Origin of the sequence: Methylonatrum kenyense (assembly GCF_023195885.1) — a bacterium.
GTDB lineage: Bacteria > Pseudomonadota > Gammaproteobacteria > Nitrococcales > Aquisalimonadaceae > Methylonatrum > Methylonatrum kenyense.
This window is the reverse complement of the sequence record NZ_JALPKO010000001.1, coordinates 453,402-470,030: the sequence shown is the minus strand read 5'-3', so window position 1 is coordinate 470,030 and position 16,629 is coordinate 453,402. Positions and strand designations below refer to the sequence as shown.

General features: G+C 63.8%; 12 protein-coding genes. 4 read left to right on the top strand and 8 right to left on the bottom strand.

Features of this window, described 5'->3' with window-relative positions; genetic code table 11:
- Positions 1–97: 97 nt before the first annotated feature.
- Entirely contained in the window at positions 98–1,138 is a 1,041-nt protein-coding gene (gene epmB / locus M0534_RS02165) for an EF-P beta-lysylation protein EpmB (protein WP_248566762.1), read from the bottom strand.
- A gap of 131 nt (positions 1,139–1,269) precedes the next feature.
- On the opposite strand from epmB, the gene efp reads away from it, so the two are divergent.
- Positions 1,270–1,836: an elongation factor P gene (gene efp, locus M0534_RS02160; protein WP_248566761.1), complete on the top strand. Its 567-nt coding sequence runs from the start codon at positions 1,270–1,272 to the stop codon at positions 1,834–1,836.
- Between the two features lie 112 nt (positions 1,837–1,948).
- On the opposite strand, the gene epmA is transcribed toward efp, so the two are convergent.
- The gene (epmA, locus tag M0534_RS02155) at positions 1,949–2,911 is read right to left on the bottom strand and encodes an EF-P lysine aminoacylase EpmA (RefSeq protein ID WP_248566760.1); all 963 of its coding nucleotides are present in this window, start codon (positions 2,909–2,911) and stop codon (positions 1,949–1,951) included.
- Between the two features lie 302 nt (positions 2,912–3,213).
- Here epmA and M0534_RS02150 point away from each other — a divergent pair, with 302 nt between their 5' ends.
- Together M0534_RS02150 and M0534_RS02145 are read left to right on the top strand one after the other, a co-directional pair.
- Positions 3,214–4,353 (top strand): OprO/OprP family phosphate-selective porin, encoded by a 1,140-nt coding sequence (locus M0534_RS02150; protein WP_248566759.1) that lies wholly within the window; start codon positions 3,214–3,216, stop codon positions 4,351–4,353.
- Between the two features lie 149 nt (positions 4,354–4,502).
- The gene (locus M0534_RS02145) at positions 4,503–8,396 is read left to right on the top strand and encodes a DUF3683 domain-containing protein (RefSeq protein ID WP_248566758.1); all 3,894 of its coding nucleotides are present in this window, start codon (positions 4,503–4,505) and stop codon (positions 8,394–8,396) included.
- Positions 8,397–8,705: 309 nt separating this feature from the next.
- On the opposite strand, the gene M0534_RS02140 is transcribed toward M0534_RS02145, so the two are convergent.
- From M0534_RS02140 to M0534_RS02130, 3 genes are read right to left on the bottom strand one after another with little or no spacing between them, the layout of a single operon-like run.
- Positions 8,706–9,683, bottom strand: a complete 978-nt coding sequence (locus M0534_RS02140; RefSeq protein WP_248566757.1) for a histone deacetylase family protein — start codon at positions 9,681–9,683, stop codon at positions 8,706–8,708.
- A gap of 11 nt (positions 9,684–9,694) precedes the next feature.
- Complete coding sequence (locus M0534_RS02135) at positions 9,695–10,060, bottom strand: DUF6164 family protein (protein ID WP_248566756.1); 366 nt, start codon at positions 10,058–10,060, stop codon at positions 9,695–9,697.
- Between the two features lie 8 nt (positions 10,061–10,068).
- The gene (locus M0534_RS02130; RefSeq protein WP_248566755.1) at positions 10,069–11,355 is read right to left on the bottom strand and encodes a phospholipase D-like domain-containing protein; all 1,287 of its coding nucleotides are present in this window, start codon (positions 11,353–11,355) and stop codon (positions 10,069–10,071) included.
- A gap of 267 nt (positions 11,356–11,622) precedes the next feature.
- Between M0534_RS02130 and M0534_RS02125 the strand changes: the two genes are divergently transcribed.
- A complete protein-coding gene (locus tag M0534_RS02125) occupies positions 11,623–12,396 on the top strand; it encodes a polyphosphate kinase 2 family protein (protein WP_248566754.1) in 774 nt (257 codons plus the stop codon).
- A 54-nt stretch (positions 12,397–12,450) separates the two neighbouring features.
- Here M0534_RS02125 and M0534_RS02120 read toward each other — a convergent pair whose 3' ends face one another.
- From M0534_RS02120 to M0534_RS02110, 3 genes are all read right to left on the bottom strand, one after another.
- Positions 12,451–13,695: a PQQ-dependent sugar dehydrogenase gene (locus M0534_RS02120; RefSeq protein WP_248566753.1), complete on the bottom strand. Its 1,245-nt coding sequence runs from the start codon at positions 13,693–13,695 to the stop codon at positions 12,451–12,453.
- A 276-nt stretch (positions 13,696–13,971) separates the two neighbouring features.
- Positions 13,972–14,442 (bottom strand): PAS domain-containing protein, encoded by a 471-nt coding sequence (locus M0534_RS02115; RefSeq protein ID WP_282571223.1) that lies wholly within the window; start codon positions 14,440–14,442, stop codon positions 13,972–13,974.
- A 148-nt stretch (positions 14,443–14,590) separates the two neighbouring features.
- Complete coding sequence (locus M0534_RS02110; RefSeq protein WP_248566751.1) at positions 14,591–16,621, bottom strand: hypothetical protein; 2,031 nt, start codon at positions 16,619–16,621, stop codon at positions 14,591–14,593.
- Positions 16,622–16,629 lie beyond the last annotated feature (8 nt).

Below are 16,629 nucleotides of genomic sequence, written 5' to 3'. Positions count from 1 at the left end.
CTGCTTGACCGCAGAATTGCTGCGGCGCTGCGCAGCGCGCCTTGCCTCGGAAAAAATGCGAACGCCAACGCAGGCGTGCGAATAAATCAGGGTTTCCCTAGTATAGGGAAACCCCGTCATTATTGACATGCGGCGTCTTGCTGGCCATGCCGGCCTGTTCACTGACCAGCGTGGGGACTAGATACCCGGGCAGGCGCGCGCGAACGGTGTGCAGCAGTTCGCGCGCGGTGTCCAATTCAACGTCAAAGTGTGCCGCACCGGATACCGGATCCAGCAAGTGCAGGTAGTAGGGCAGCACACCGATTTGAAACAGCCGCTCGCTCAGTGCGATCTGCGCCTCTGCGCTGTCGTTCACGCCGCGCAACAGCACGGCCTGATTGAGCAGGGTCGTGTTGCTTCCGGATAGGCCCCTGATGCCCTCGGTGACACGGCCGTCGAGTTCCCGGGCATGGTTGGCGTGCAGCACCAGGACCGCCTGAAGGCGGGACCCGGCAAGCATTTCGCGCAGCGTCCGGGTCATGCGGTCCGGCAGGACCACAGGCAGGCGACTGTGGATCCGCAAGCGACTCAGGTGCGGGATCTGGTCCAGGTCGCGCAGGCGATCCACGAGCTTCGCATCGGGTAGCAGCAGCGGGTCGCCGCCCGAGAGGATGACCTCACTGACATCCGTTGCTTGCCGCAGGTAGTCCAGTGCCTGCTGCCACTGGCGCTGGCTGAGCTGTGCCTCGGCATAGGGGAAGTGCCGGCGAAAGCAGTAGCGGCAATTGATTGCGCAGGCCCCGGTCATGACCAGCAACACACGGCCGTGGTACTTGTGCAGCACACCGGGAATTGGCATGGCCGCCAGATCACCGACGGGGTCGGCGTGGTACCCGGGCACGCTGCGTTGTTCCTCGGCTAGCGGCAGGACCTGCCGCAGCAGGGGGTCATCGGGGTTTCCGGGCTCCATGCGCGCAACAAAACCGCGTGGTACCCGTAGTGGAAACAGGGCCGCAGCCTTGCGCGCCGCGGGCAACAAGCCGGACGGCAGATCGAGCGCCTCAAGCAGCTCTTCCGGATCCGTGATGGCCTCCCGGTACACCGCCTGCCAGTGTTCCGGCGTTGCGGGCTGTGTCGTTGGGTTCTGGACTGACTGCATGGGCAAGTCTCCGGGCGCAGACGCGGGAATGAAGTCAGTGTTCCCGTAGCGCCAATACGCCCCAGTTCTAACAGAATCGTAAATTCGGTAGCATTCGCGCTTCGCGAGACCCTGAACCGGAGTGCATTTGCATGGCAAGTTTCAGTACCAATGAATTCAAGTCCGGACTCAAGATCATGCTCGACGGCGACCCCTATGCCATCGTCGAGAACGAGTTCGTGAAGCCCGGCAAGGGTCAGGCCTTCAACCGCGTGCGGGTCCGCAACCTCAAGACCGGCAAGGTCATCGAGCGGACCTTCAAGTCCGGTGATTCGGTGGAAGCTGCCGATGTGATGGACACTGAACTGCAGTATCTCTACAGCGACGGTGAATTCTGGCATTTCATGGATCCCAACAGCTTCGAGCAGTTGCCTGCCGGTCAGGCAGCCGTGGGCGACGCGGCCAAGTGGCTGAAGGAGCAGGATATGTGCTCGGTCACGCTGTGGAACGGGGAACCGCTGCAGGTGCTGCCGCCGAACTTTGTCGAACTCACGGTCACCGAAACCGATCCGGGTGTCCGTGGGGACACCAGTGGCGGCGGCGGCAAGCCCGCAACCCTGGAGACCGGCGCCGTGGTGCGCGTGCCGCTGTTCATCGAGGAAGGCGAATTGCTGAAAATCGATACCCGGACCGGGGAGTATGTGTCGAGAGTTAAGTAGGGATAGATTTCAGTGTTCAGTGTTCAGTTTTCAGACAAACAATCGGCTCCGGCACGAGCGTTGCAGGCCTGCACCGTCTGAACACTGAATCACTGAAACCTGAAAACTTCTCTTAGGCCCTTTCAATCGGAAACGCCATCACCTCGTCGATCGTTTCCGCACCCAGGGCAACCATCAGCAAGCGGTCCAGGCCCAGGGCAACACCGGCGCAGTCGGGCAGGCCATGGTCCAGGGCGGCCAGAAAGCGTTCGTCCACCGGCCGCACGGTCTGCCCCTTTTCCCGGCGGAGCTGCTGATCCGCGGCGAAGCGCCGCCGTTGCTCGTCGGCATCGCCGAGCTCGTGAAAACCGTTCGCCAGTTCCATCCCATCGACGAACACCTCGAAGCGTTCGGCCAGGGGCGGGTCACCCGGGCGGATGCGGGCCAGCGCGGCTTGCGTCGCCGGAAAGTTGTCGACAACGGCAATGCAGTCACGGCCCAGCGTCGGCGTAATTTCCTGGCCGAGAATCAGGTCCAGCAAGGCGTTGCGGTCCAGCCCCGGCATGGGTGCCCCGGCAATATTCTCCGCGTGTTGGCCTACCGTTGCGGTGTCGGATCGATGCGGGTCAATGCCGAAGGGGGCGAACAGTTGCGCGTAGCTGAACCGTTCTATCGGACGCGCCCCGCACAGGGCCTGGATCAGGTCCGTGACCTCGGTGATCAGACGCTGGTGATCCCAGCCCGGGCGGTACCATTCGAGCATCGTGAACTCGGGATTGTGGCGCTGGCCCCGCTCATTGCCGCGTACCACACGGCAGATCTGCCAGATCGGGCCACTGCCCGCGGCCAGCAACCGCTTCATGAAAAACTCCGGCGAGGTGTGCAGGTACAGGGGCGCCGTCCTGCCGTCGAGCTGCACCTGCGCAGTTTCCAGCATCGGATCGGTGCTGGCCGCTTCGGAAAGCAGCGGCGTCTCCACCTCGAGCACCCCCCGGTTGTCGAAAAAACCACGCACCTGACGCAGTAACTCGCCCCGTTTCCGGAGGCGCTCGATGGAGGCGCCGGGGCGCCAGTCCGCGTCATTCCGTCCTGTCATCAAAGATTCATCCTCTACAGAAGCGGCCAATCGTCGCGGTTTTCGCAACAGCCTGTTGCGCGCATGTCGCGGCGACATCAAAACGCCACCGATTCGTCACGGCGCTGTCACCTGCCGGCTCTAACGTTTCGCTCGCTACCCGGGGACGCATCGAGGGTACCGCGTTTGCGCATCGGATCTGGTCTCGGCGTGTCGCCGGGTCCGCCAGGCCCGAAGCACAAGCCCCCCGTCTCCAATGACCCCCTCGGGTACCTCGACCGGCCAGGCCGGAATCAATGATTTTTCGAGCAGCGAGCGAGTCTATGAAAACCACGACGAAAATGACGGCACTGGCCCTGTCCGCCGGACTGGGTATCTTTTTCACCGCTGAAGCCTTTGCCAACCCCACCTTGGAACCCCGCGGCCGATTCCACCTGGATTACGGCGTGCATGACGAGGACGACGTGCCTTTGGGTGACGGCTTTCTGAACCGTCGTGCGCGGATGGGCGTGAGCGGCACACTGGACGACGACTGGTCGTTCCGGATCGAGTACGACTTTGCCGAGAACGGCACCAGTGCCAACGACGTCTATCTGCGTCGCCGGCTCGGCACCGGCGCGGTCACCATTGGCCAGTTCAAGGTGCCGATGGGGCTGAACGAACTCACCAGCTCGAACAACATGACCTTTATCGAGCGGGCCTCCAACAGCAACACCATCGTCGATTCCCGGCGCCTGGGTGTCGGTTATCACATCGACCAGGACGCGGTGCATTTCCGCATCATGGGTTTCGGTCGCAGCATTGGTGACAGCGGCACCGCAGACGGCAATGACGAATCGCTGGGTGTCGGTGCCCGCATCGCCTACGCGCCACGTTTCAATGGCCAGATGGTCCATATCGGGGCCTCGGTGGCCTACGAGGATCTACGGGATCAGACCGACCGCCGTTTCCGTGATCGTCCGGAGGCGCGCCCGGCCGGCGTGCGCCTGATCGACACCGGCACCCTGGGCGATGTGGATTCCACGACCAAGTACGGCCTTGAACTGGCCTACCAGGCGGGTCCGTTCTCGGCCGAGGCCGAGTACATCTCGGTGCGTGTGGACCGCGACGACAACTCGGATCCGACCTTCGATGGCTACCACATCCAGGCCAGCTACGTGCTGACCGGCGAGAGCCGGGGATATCGCGGTGGCAACTTCCGCGGCATCAGCCCGGCCCGCTCCACCGGTGCCTGGGAGATTGCCGCGCGCTACAGCGATATCGACCTGAATAACCGTGGGGTGCAGGGCGGCGAGCAGCGCAACATCACGCTGGGTGTGAACTACTACGCAACCAGCAACCTGCGCTTCATGTTCAACTACATCTGGGTCGACGTGAAAGACAGCACCGCCGTCGCAAACGGTGTCGAGGTGGGTAGCGACAAGCCGCGTATTGCGCTTGCCCGGGCGCAGTACTCTTTCTGACCACCGCGCCTCCGGGCGCTGATTGATCCTCCCCTCGCGCGGGGTCGGCACGGATGCCGGCCCCGCGTTTTTGTGCGCTACAGCAACTGTCCCCGGACTGGTAGAATCGCGACTCCGCCCATGTACCGACGACTGATCCCCCGGAGACCATGAGTCAGACTGCCCGCATTCGCGAGATTCCCTACAACTACACGTCCTTTTCCGACCGCGAGATCGTGCTCCGTTACCTGGGCGAGGAGGCCTGGGAGACGTTGAACCGCCTGCGTGAGGAGCGCCGCACCGGGATCTCGGCGCGGATGCTGTTCGAGGTGCTGGGCGATCTCTGGGTCGTTCGCCGCAATCCGTACATTCAGGACGACCTGCTGAACAGCCGCAAGCGTCGCGATGCGCTGATCCAGGCCATGCACCATCGGCTGGACCAGATCGTGGAGCGGGCCGGCGGTAACCGTCAGGCCTTGTCACTGGCCGATGCCGCCCGCCGCGCCGTCACCGACTTCGAGGACTGGTTCCCGCAGCTGCGGGAACAGCGCGAACGTGCGTCGAGCGCTTTCCGTCGCCACACCCGCAAGGACAACATCCGCTTCGATGGCCTGTCCCGGGTGGCGCACCAGACCGATGCCACCGACTGGCGCGTGGAGGTGCCGTTCGTGGTACTGACGCCGGACACCGAGGAGGAGATGGCCGGTCTGGTGAAGACGGCGATCGATCTCGGCCTGACCGTCATTCCCCGTGGCGGCGGTACCGGCTATACCGGTGGCGCGGTGCCGATGCACGAGGACTGTGCGGTCATCAATACCGAGAAGCTCGAAGGCCTGGGCCGGGTGGAGATGCAGTCGCTGCCGGGTGTGTCGCAGCAGGTACCGACGGTGCGCGCCGAGGCCGGCGTGGTCACGCGCCGGCTATCGGACCTGGCCGGCATGCATGGTTACGTGTTCGCCGTCGACCCCACCTCGCAGGACGCATCGACGATTGGCGGCAACGTGGCGATGAACGCCGGCGGCAAGAAGGCGGTGCTGTGGGGGACGACGCTGGATAACCTGGTGTCCTGGCGCATGGTTACGCCGGATGCCGACTGGATTCTGGTGGAGCGGCTGAATCACAACCTGGGCAAGATCCACGATCAGGAGCAGGTGGAGTTTCGCGTCAGCCGCTTCGAGGCGGATGGTCGGACGCCCCGGGGCGAACCGGAAATCATTCGTTTTCCCGGTGCGAGTTTCCGCAAGGCGGGGCTGGGCAAGGATGTCACCGACAAGTTCCTGGGTGGCCTGCCCGGGGTGCAGAAGGAGGGCTGCGACGGCTTGATCACCTCGGCCACCTTCATCCTGCATGTGATGCCGAAGCACAAGCGCACGGTGTGCCTGGAGTTCCATGGCCTGGACCTGCAGCAGGCGGTGCCGGCCATCGTCGAGATCGTCGATGATCTGAAGGCCGATGACCAGGTCAAGCTGGCCGGCCTGGAGCATCTGGACGAGCGCTACGTCCGTGCGGTTGGCTATTCGCCAAAGGGTGCGCGCGGCGAACGGCCCAAGATGGTGCTGCTGGCAGACCTGGCCGCCGATGACGAGGATGCCTGCGCGGCGGCTGCCTCACGCATGATCCGGCTCGCCGCCAGGCGCAACGCCGATGGCTTCGTCGCGGTCAGCGCCGAGGCGCGCAAGACCTTCTGGGCCGACCGCTCGCGCACGGCGGCGATCGCGCACCATACCAATGCCTTCAAGATCAACGAGGACGTGGTAATTCCGCTGCCTCGACTGGCGGAATACAACGAAGGCATCGAACGCATCAATATCCGCCAGTCGATGCAGAACAAGCTGCGGCTGGTGCGTGAACTGCGCGCGCATTTTCGCGGTGAACTTCCGGAACTCAAGCACCGCCCCGATTACCTGGAGCGCGAGGATCTGGAGGCCTCGGAAGAGGGCGGTTCCATCCTGGACCAGAAACGCGCCCGCGCCGTGGCCCATCTGGAGGCCGTGGAGTCCCGCTGGCAGGGCATCCTGGACAATCTTGAAGGCGATGCCGTCGAGTATGACGCCTGGCTCAACGACACGGCCCGCGCCGACCGGCAGCCCGGCGACCGGCTGATCAACCTGCTGCTGCGGCGCAGCCTTCGCGTGTCCTACCGTCGCGAGATCGAGCAGCCGCTGAAGGAGATCTTCGACGGCCGCGACCTGGAGCCGGTGCGCAAGAGCGTCGACCGGATTCACGAGCACGTGCTTTCCAGCCGCCTGTTTGTCGCCCTGCACATGCACGCCGGCGACGGCAACATCCACACCAATATTCCGGTCAATTCCAATGACTACCAGATGATGCAGGAGGCGGATCGCATCGTCGATGAGGTCATGGTGCTGGCCCGCGGCCTGGATGGCGTGATCTCCGGCGAGCATGGCATTGGCCTGACCAAGATGCAGTATCTGGATCCGGAGTCCGTCGAGACCTTCCGTTCCTACAAGGAAAAGGTCGATCCGCAGGGCTGGTTCAATCGCGGCAAGCTGCTGGCCGGATCCGGCCTGCAGAATGCCTACACGCCGTCGCTGCGGCTGGTGCAGCAGGAGGCCCTGATCCTCGAGCAGTCGGAACTCGGCGAGCTAAACAACGACATCAAGGACTGCCTGCGTTGTGGCAAGTGCAAGCCGGTCTGCACCACCCATGTGCCGCGGGCCAACCTCCGCTATTCGCCGCGCGACAAGATCCTCGGCACCAACCTGCTGGTCGAGGCCTTCCTGTACGAGGAGCAGACCCGGCGCGGCATTTCGCTGCATCACTGGGACGAGATGAACGACGTGGCCGATCACTGTACGATCTGCCATCGCTGCGTCACGCCGTGCCCGGTGAACATCGATTTCGGCGATGTCACGATCAAGATGCGGGGCGTGCTCAAGGATCACGGCAAGCGCAAGAGCAAGCCGGCGACCATCGCCTCGATGGCGTTCCTCAATGCCCAGGATCCGCGCACGATCAATGTCATGCGGGCCGGCATGGTCAAGGCCGGTTTCGGTGCCCAGCGCCTGGCCGCCAAGCTGGCGAAGAAGGTGGGTATCGTGCCGAATACCGACGGCAAGCCGGACGCGAGCCCGAAGGCGCGGCCGGCCAGCACCACCGAGCGCCAGTCGATCCCGGCCCAGGTGGTGCACTTCGTGCGCAAGCCGATGCCCGGCGGGCTGCCGAGCAAGACCACGCGCGCCCTGCTTGGCGTCGAGGACAGCAAGATCGTGCCGATCCTGCGCGATCCGGCCAAGGTCACCGACGACTCCGACGCGGTGTTCTACTTCCCGGGCTGCGGCTCGGAGCGGCTGTTCTCCCAGGTCGGCCTGGCAACGCTGGCCATGCTGCATCACGCCGGCGCCCAGACGGTCCTGCCGCCGGGTTATCTCTGCTGTGGCTACCCGCAGACCGCGAACGGTGACATCGACAAGGGCAAAGCCATCAGCACCGAGAACCGCGTGCTGTTCCATCGCGTCGCCAACACGCTGAACTACATGGACATCAAGACCGTGGTGGTGTCCTGCGGCACCTGCATGGATCAGTTGCTGAAGTACGAGTTCGAGCAGATTTTCCCGGATTGCCGCCTGCTGGACATCCACGAGTACTTGCTGGAGAAGGGCTATCAGCTCGATGGCATCGACGGGGTCCAGTACATGTACCACGATCCCTGTCACACGCCGATGAAGACCCATAAGCCGCAGGAGGTGGTCAGCGGCCTGATGGGGCGTGACGTGCCGCTGAACGATCGTTGCTGCGGCGAGGCCGGCACCTTTGCGGTCAGCCGTCCGGACATCGCCACTCAGGTCCGCTTCCGCAAGGAAGAGGAGATTAACAAGGGGCTGACCGAGCTGACCGGCGAACCGGTGGCGGGAAAGGACAAGGTCAAGATGCTGACCTCGTGCCCGGCCTGCCTGCAGGGCCTCAGTCGCTACGAGGACGATACCGGCGTCGAGGCCGATTACATCGTGGTCGAGATCGCCAGGCACATCCTCGGCGAAGGCTGGCAGACCCGATTCATCGACCAGGCCCGTGCCGGCGGCATCGAGAAGGTGTTGTTGTAGGTTCCGGCCCGGCTTTCCGGCCGGGCCTGAAGAGTGTTCAGTGGTTCAGTTTTCAGTGTTCAGACGGACATTGCCGGCCGCCTGCGTCGTCACTGGAATCGAAACCTGGCGATCTCTGCACCGGTTGGTGTCGGACCCAGGCAGAAGCGAGGTGATTCGAGCGCCTGACACCGCGTGGCTCCGCTGCGCTTGAGCCACCCTACGTTGGTGGACTTCGGGACAAGGAAGGTTTTCGGTTTTCGGACTAAAGACGGCGCGCTTCAGCGCGCCGTGTTTGTCTGAACACTGAAAACTGAACCACTGAACACTTTATCTTTCTATCATCGCCCCCAGATGCGCCGCTGCCGCCTTCGCGTTGCCCTCGAGGTTGTATCCCCCCTCAAGGATCGACAGCAGCCGGCCGTCGCAGTGACGCTCGGCGATGTCCAGCATCAGCTTGCTCAGTTCCGCGAAACCGCGATCAGTGACCTCGAAGCAGCCCAGCGAGTCGTCCTTGCGGCTGTCGAAGCCTGCCGACACCAGCACGAAATCCGGCTTGAAGGCGTCAGCTGCCGGTAGCAGCTTCTGCTCGAAGGCGCGCATGATTTCCCGATCACCGTCGCCGCAGTCCAGCGAGACGTTGATCGAATAGCCTTCGCCGTCACCGCTGCCGCGTCGCGAAGGGTGACCGGTACCGGGGTAGGCGTCGACGTCATGGGTGGAGAAGAACAGTACCGAGGGGTCGTCGTAGAACATGGCTTCGGTAGCATCGCCATGGTGGTAGTCCCAGTCGGCAATCAGGATGCGCTTCAGCTCGTGTTGTTGCTGCAGGTGACGGGCGACGATGGCAACGTGATTGTAGTAACAGAAGCCTTCTTCCTCGCCGCTGCTTTGCGCGTGATGGCCCGGCGGACGGCTGGCGCAGAAGGCCCGGCGGATATCGCCGGCCATGATCGCCTCGGCGGCGGCGATGGCGCCGCCGCTGGCGAGCAGGGCCACCCGATGGGCATCAGGGTAGTGGCTGGCGATGCTGTCGATATGGCTGTCGCTGTGCAGCGCATGCAGGATTTCACCCGGGTGCTCCCGCGGCGTGATGCGCTGACAGTTGGCGAGCAGCCCCTCGGCCTCGAACAGTGCCTGGATATGCCGCAGCCGGTCCGGGGATTCCGGATGATCAGGCCGGATCATGTGATCGAGGAATCGCGAATCGAGCACCAGGCCGGTCTTGCTGTCGACATCACCCTGCCGGCTCCAGACCGGAGTCGGCAGGCCGAGCAGCAGTCCGGTGGCACCAAGGCCTTGCAGCATGCGGCGGCGTCTCATCGCGCGAGGTTGATGAAGGGCATCACCGAGAAATAGACGATGACCCCCACCAGGGCCAGATACAGCAGGTATTTTGCCGGATCGCGGCGCAGTAGATCCCAGGTGCTGGGTGCGGTTCCCTCGCGTTTTTGACGTTCATGCTCCGCCCGCGCCTCGGCGAAGCGGCGTGCCTGGTAATCCGCCATCAGATCCTTGGCATGCGACTTGTCCTCGTCATGCCGCAGCCAGATACCGCCGGCCGTCAGCCCCCAGCGGTTGGCCTCGGTTTCGTAGAACTCGATGCGGTGCTCGCGCAGCATCGCGCGGACGTCGTCCGCCTCGTCGTCGGGCACGCCGCGCAGATTGAGAAGCAGTTTGGCCATTCAAGCCCTCAGAAATGGCTGCCAAGCGTCATGCTGATCCACCCGGCGATGCGTTTGTGCCAGGGTCGATTCTCCCAGCGTTCCAGATCATAGAGCTCGGAATCAAGCTTGTCCGCGTCGATGGTCTCGCGGATGCTACGCGCGAAATCCGCATCGAACACATTGACGTTGACCTCGTCGTTGATCCGGAACGAGCGGTTGTCCAGGTTGGTGGAGCCGATGCTGGCCCAGGCGTCGTCCACCGCCACCAGCTTGCTGTGATACATGGTCTTGCCGTATTCGTGGATCTCGACCCCGGCCTCCAGCAGATCGCGCCACTGGTTGACCGAGGCGTGACGGACGAAACCCTTGTCGATACTGTCACCGGGAACGAGTATCCGGACCCTGACGCCGCGATCCGCCGCGTCGGCCAGTGCGGCCAGGAAATCGGTGTCCGGATAGAAGTAGGCCGTGCCCATGTCGATCCGCTCGCGGGCGGCGGCAATCGCATACAGGAACAGCATGCGCACACGATGGCGGCCTTCGCGTGGCGCACTGTCGACGACCTGCATGGCGAGTTCGCCTTCGGCATCAAGCGGCGGGTAATAGGAATCGCCCTCCAGCATGCGGCCACTGGCGTTGAGCCAGTTCTCGGCGAAGGCGGCCTGGAGCTGGCCGACCACCGGGCCGCGCAGGCGGAAATGGTTGTCCCGCTTGCCACCGGTTTCCGGGGTGCCGAGCCAGTCGTCGCCGATGTTGGCACCGCCGGTAAAGCCGAGGTTGCCGTCGACAATCATCAGCTTGCGGTGGGTGCGGTGATTGAAACGTGCCGCCTGATACCAGGACGGGGCCCGCCAGCGGATCAGTTCCACACCGGCTTCCTGCATCCGGTCCAGTGCCTCCTGGTCGGCGGCGGTAGAGCCGATGAAATCCAGCAGCACATGCACACGGACGCCACGGCGCGCCGCCTCGGCCAGTGCCTCGGCAAAGCGGGCGCCGCTTTCCTCACCCCAGAATTCGTATTTCTCGAAGGTGATGCTGTATTCGGCGTCATCGATGGCGGACAGCATCGCCGGGTAGATCTCATCGCCGTTCTGTAGCATCTCGATCCGGTTGCCCGGCACGACGGCCTGCTGCATGGCGGCCTGCACGGTGCGCGCGAAACGCGGATCATCCGGGCCATAGTCGAGTGACAGTGGCTGTTCCAGGCGCATCGCCTTGGGTGTCGCGTTGGCGGCAATCACCACCAGGATGGCCGCCGTCAGCATCACCGCGACCGCCGCCAGCAACCAGAACCATTTTCCCCGTCGTGTCATGCTGCTGTTGTCCCGAACCCGATCTGCGAGTGGTTGAGGCACCTTACCACCGGGGCAGCGATCAGGGGCGGGTCGGTGGGCAGCTGAGATCCACGCGCCGGCGCCGCGCCGTGGTTGATGAGCTGGATCCCGATACGCAATGCGGCCGGCCATCCTCCGCATCGGCGTTGATCTGACTACGCTATCGGGGCACGGCCGTGACCGGGACGTGCCATGCTTGCTTGGAACCGGGGCAAGGGACGCGTGGCGTTTCCGGAGGCGGAAAAGGTGAGCGAGACAGATTCGGTACGGCTTGCCGACCTGGAGGCCGCGCGACCAAAAATCAAGAAGGCCGCCTACAAGCAGATGCTGAAGACCGGGCAGCTGGATCTGCTGCGGTTGCAACAGGCTCTTTACGCCCACGGTGGCCGCGCCATCGTCAATGTCGAGGGCATGGATGCGGCCGGCAAGGGAGGTGCCATTCTGCGTCTCGTGCGGCGCATAGACCCCCGCGGCTACAAGGTTTACCGCATTGGGGCGCCGGCGCCCTGGGAGCAGTCCCGGCACTATCTGTATCGCTTCTGGTCACGCCTGCCCGGACCAGGCGAGCTGGTCATTTTCGACCGCTCCTGGTTCGGCCGCGTGCTGGTGGAACGTGTCGAGAGGCTGGCCAGCAAGGCGGAATGGCAACGCGCCTATGCGGAGATCAACGCCTTCGAGAGGATGCTGGTCGACGATGGCGTGGCATTGGTCAAGCTCTGGTTTCACATCGGTGCCGACGAGCAGCTGAGGCGCTTTCGGGAACGCCAGGACAATCCGTTCAAGCGCTGGAAGCTCACCGAGGAAGACTGGCGTAACCGGGAGCAGTGGGACGCTTATATCGAGGCGGCGGAAGAGATGTTTCGGCAGACGTCCACCGACCATGCACCATGGACACTGATTGCGGCGAACGACAAGCGGCATGCGCGGCTCGAGGCGCTGCGTGCGGTGGTTGAATCACTGGAGGCCGGCATGCGCCAGCAGGGGCACGCGGTGCCCAGCTTGACGTCGTCGCGGCAATAAAACGCCCGCCATGCCTCCGGGCAGGCGGGCGTAACCAGGCCGGCGGAAGGCCGGTCAATCGGTTGGTTCGATCCGATAGACGCCGTCGTTTTCCTCCTCGACAAGCAGGTAGAGCATGCCGTCCGGGCCCTGACGCACGTCCCGGATTCGACCCAGTTCATTGGTCAGCAGGACTTCCTCATGCACCACCTCGTGGCCATCCAGAACCAGGCGATGGACCTGCTGGCGTGACAGCGAGCCCATGAACAGATTGTTCTGCCATTCGGGGAAGTCGTTGCCGGTGTAGAAGGCCAGGCCGGACGGTGCCCGCGAGTCCTCCCACCAGTAGACTGGTGGCGTCACGCCCGGTGCCTCCTGACCGATACCGATCTTCGCACCGGTGCTGTAATCGCCGGCAAAGGTCACCTGGGGCCAGCCGTGGTTCTCGCCGGCATTGACCTGCCTCAGCATGTCGCCGCCCCTGGGGCCGTGTTCACTGACCCACAGCTCGCCGGTTTCCGGATGCAGCGCCAGGCCCTGGTTGTTGCGATGACCGAACGACCAGATTTCCGGGCGCAGATTGCCCGGCGCCACGCCCACGAAGGGGTTGTCCTCGGCTGCACCGCCATCCTCGTTGAGCCGGATGATGGAGCCGGTCGGATCGGTCAGGTCCTGCGACGGGGCGCGCAGGCCGCGGTCGCCAATGGACAGGAAAAACGTGCCGTCACCGGGGAACAGAAGTCGGCCCGCATAATGGCGGCCCGGATTGTGATTCGGGCTTTGGGTGTACAGGGTCTCGACGTCTTCCAGCGCGGTACCGTCATCATTCAGCCGCGCCCGGGCAACGGCGGTGGCGGTGCCGTACTCGTCGTCGGTGGTGACATTGTCCGGGTCACCTGGTGCCGAGTAGCTGAAGTAGATCCAGCCGTTGTCCTCGTAGTCCGGATGCACGGCAATGTCCAGCATGCCGCCCTGGCTACCGCCGAGCAGAGGCGTTTTCTGTTCCTCGTCGGCATGCACATCCGGGACGTTTTCAAGCCGAACCACCTCGTCCCCGTCTACCAGGTTGATATGACCGCCCCGCTCGGTGACCAGCATCCGGCCATCCGGCAGCCAGGCCACCGACCAGGGAAAGTCCAGGCCATCCACGGTCTTGACCACGCGGAAGCTGCCTTCCTCGCTGTCGACCGAGGAAAGCACTTCCTCATCGACCACCGAGACATCGGCCATCGCCGGGCCGGCGGTGAGCAGGGCCAGGGCGAGACCAGGTGCGGCGGGTCCGAACCTGAGCGAACGTCGAACGGGTAGGGCGTTAGCCATCGAGCCACTCCTTGCGTTAGGGGAATCGTTGCCGAAAGGCCAGGTCATACGCATGCCGACGCGGCTGTCCCTCGCCGGCACTCCACCAGTTTAGAAAACTGGTCAGACTGTCAAGTAACGCAGGATTTTCCCGGTGGCCTGCACGGAGTGCTGCTGCCGGAAAAATCCGCGGGCCCTAAAGTCCTGAGGGCAGGGACTGAGGGATACAAGGGGCGTCGCGCTGTCGGGTTCGTTTTCCTGCCGATTTTCGACATCAGGGCAAGCAGCCCGGTGCGGCTAATCGAGAACCTGCACCAGGTGCCATTCGGGGCGCCGAATGCCTCCGTGCGGTTGCGGATACCGCAAGCGCGCCATGAACCAGCCGGGTTCCCTGCCCGCGGGGCTGATCTCGCAGTCCATGGTCTGCAGCCGTTGACCCTGCGTGCGGAGGCGCCAGACGGCATGTCCATGCCGCTGATCGCGTTCGATTTCCTGCAGTTGTTCTGGCCCCGGTGGCAGGTCGAGCAGCTTGTCGAGTGACTGGCCTGCGAGGCTGTCGGCCGGCTTGCCGATCAGTGCGCAGAAGGCTGGTGAGGAAAGTATGATCCGCAGATCGTTGTCAAACACCACGCAACACAGCCCGAGTGACTGCAGAACGGCATCACAGGCACGGCGCTGGGTCGCGGCTGCGGGGGGGGAGGGCGGCGCACATGAATCATGATTCGCTGCCTGCGAGGCGCTGGTCGTCAAGTGCGGTTTGCGAACCATGGTCGTGTCGTTTCTCTGTGGTTTCCCGATCCCAGGACGTCAGCCTACGCGTTCCAGCGAAGGCTGACGTGGACCAGTTCGCATTCCTCATGGACGCGCCGCCAGGAGTCGGAAAACCGCCGACAAGCGGTGACTCGACAACAGATCACTAGCCCCTTTGGGGCCCCGGGTCGGCCTGCAACTGGTTCTCAGGCAGGCGTTCGGCGCCCCAACTGCGCCGGATGTGGTCGATAACCCGATCAAGCTCTTCGGCACTTACATCGGCCAGTTCACCGCGTTCCAGTGGGTCATGGTGGAAGATATAGAGCCGCGATGCGAACTGTTCGAACGGCAGCGAGCCCTCGCCAAAGCGTTCGCCGTTGCCAGCGGTACTGACCGTGACACCATCGCCCCAATCCTGGCCGCTGTCGTTGTTCGGGTTGAAAAAGTACACCCGCATGCAGTCCTCCGGGTCCAGCGCGACCCGAAGTATCGTGATGGCATGCCAGCCGATGAAACGTCCGGCGCTGTCGGTTACCGCGATTCCGGCGGGCTGCGGGTGGATCAACGGCTGATTGCCGTTGTAATACGGATGGTAGCTGGCATAGAAATGGCGCAGGAAATCCTCCAGATCCACCAGCAGGCCAGTACCCACATCGACATTGATCCGGAAGCCGCGGCCGGACCACCAGCCGTGGAATTCCGGGTTGACCCAGCGGTGTGGATCGCCTCCGCGGTCGACACAACGCCGTCCCATTTCAGCGTAAATCCGGTCCAGGTGCGGAACCACCAGCAACGAGACCGCATCCAGGTCCATTGGCAACTCCCCGGCGACGCCACTCAGGCTCTCTCGCGAGGAGATGGGCTGGCCCTCGAAATGCATGATGATTTCATCATCCCGCGCCGCCCAGGCCACCATCTGCAGCAGGTAGTCCGGGTCATTGAAGGCCCACATGGACAGGGCGCGGGCAGACTGACAGGTCGGGTTGTTGCCCTGGCCCACGCCCAGCGGCTGACCAAGCATGCACAAGACGCCTTCAAGCAGTAATGCCCGCGGCGAGGCAAGGTCGCCGTAGGCCATGAACAGCCGATCGCGCGAACAGGGAGATAGGGGCAGTGCAAGCTGCCGCCAGAGACTCGGTGCCACGGCAGGCTGGTACAGGATGCCGCGTTCGAGCATCAGTGCCAGGCCGTAAACGGATTGCGGTGTGGTCGGATGCACCGCTTCCCGGATCAGGTCCTTCACCAGTTCGCGGTAGCACAGCAGGCAGTCACGTCCGGTGGAGGACAGGCCCAGGGCTTCCCCGATCAGATGGTCACCCTGCCCCATCAGGTGGCGCAGCAGCACCGCGTGATACGGAGAAACCAGGCCGGTATCGTGCATGGCCCGGGCGAAGCCGGTTGCTTCCAGTTGCAGGGCCTGCGAATCCATGGCGCGCAGCCGGTCTGCAAAGACCGCGACCCCGGGATCCTCGCGACAGCTTTGGGTCGGCCCATACAGGCTGCTGACAAGCCGATCCGCGCCCTGGCCACTGGTACCGAGATCGATATCCGGGTCAACCTGACAGATCGCGATCTGGGTGATCATCTGCTTGACCGAGTCCACCTGGATCGGACGCTGGTGCAGGATTCGCCAGATTTCCTCGATCAGGCGGTCTATCACATGTTCGTAACCGATCCGGCTGGCCAGATGCTGCAACAGCAACCGTGGGACCTTCGCCAGTCGCCCCTGCGTCTCCCGCTCGGCCTCCGATGGTCCGGTGAACAACAGGGCCAGATTCATGGCCAGGACCTGGCTCAGGTAATGGTGGGCCTGTTCCTGCGAAATCAACGGGTGCAGGTAGTCGCCACGTGCCACGGCCAGCAGGCGGAGTTCGCTGAGTGACTCGATCACCACCGTGGTCATGTCCGGGCTTTTCAGTGAGTGCGTGGTCAGCGACGGCACCAGGATCTGCGGTGTGGCCCAATCCGAGCCGTGGTAGAGGCCCGCCTCCTCCAGCGCCTGGGAACGCTCCTCGATGGCGGCGCATCCGCCCGGCTGCAGCATGACGCGGCGTGCCGTATCCAGCACCCGGGCCAGCTTGGCAGGTTTGGCAAAACCCGGCGCCTGCGCCAATGTCCGCGTTGCTTCGTCAAACTTCTGTAACAGACCCGGCAGGCGGTTGTCCGCCGGGTCCGGTGCGGGCGTTTCGTTATCCACAGGTCATC

Coding starts and splice junctions, on each gene's coding strand:
- epmB (WP_248566762.1), bottom strand. CDS start 1,138: ATGCAGTCAGTCCAGAACCCAACGACACAGCCCGCAACGCCGGAACAC.
- efp (WP_248566761.1), top strand. CDS start 1,270: ATGGCAAGTTTCAGTACCAATGAATTCAAGTCCGGACTCAAGATCATG.
- epmA (WP_248566760.1), bottom strand. CDS start 2,911: ATGACAGGACGGAATGACGCGGACTGGCGCCCCGGCGCCTCCATCGAG.
- M0534_RS02150 (WP_248566759.1), top strand. CDS start 3,214: ATGAAAACCACGACGAAAATGACGGCACTGGCCCTGTCCGCCGGACTG.
- M0534_RS02145 (WP_248566758.1), top strand. CDS start 4,503: ATGAGTCAGACTGCCCGCATTCGCGAGATTCCCTACAACTACACGTCC.
- M0534_RS02140 (WP_248566757.1), bottom strand. CDS start 9,683: ATGCTGCAAGGCCTTGGTGCCACCGGACTGCTGCTCGGCCTGCCGACT.
- M0534_RS02135 (WP_248566756.1), bottom strand. CDS start 10,060: ATGGCCAAACTGCTTCTCAATCTGCGCGGCGTGCCCGACGACGAGGCG.
- M0534_RS02130 (WP_248566755.1), bottom strand. CDS start 11,355: ATGACACGACGGGGAAAATGGTTCTGGTTGCTGGCGGCGGTCGCGGTG.
- M0534_RS02120 (WP_248566753.1), bottom strand. CDS start 13,695: ATGGCTAACGCCCTACCCGTTCGACGTTCGCTCAGGTTCGGACCCGCC.
- M0534_RS02115 (WP_282571223.1), bottom strand. CDS start 14,442: ATGGTTCGCAAACCGCACTTGACGACCAGCGCCTCGCAGGCAGCGAAT.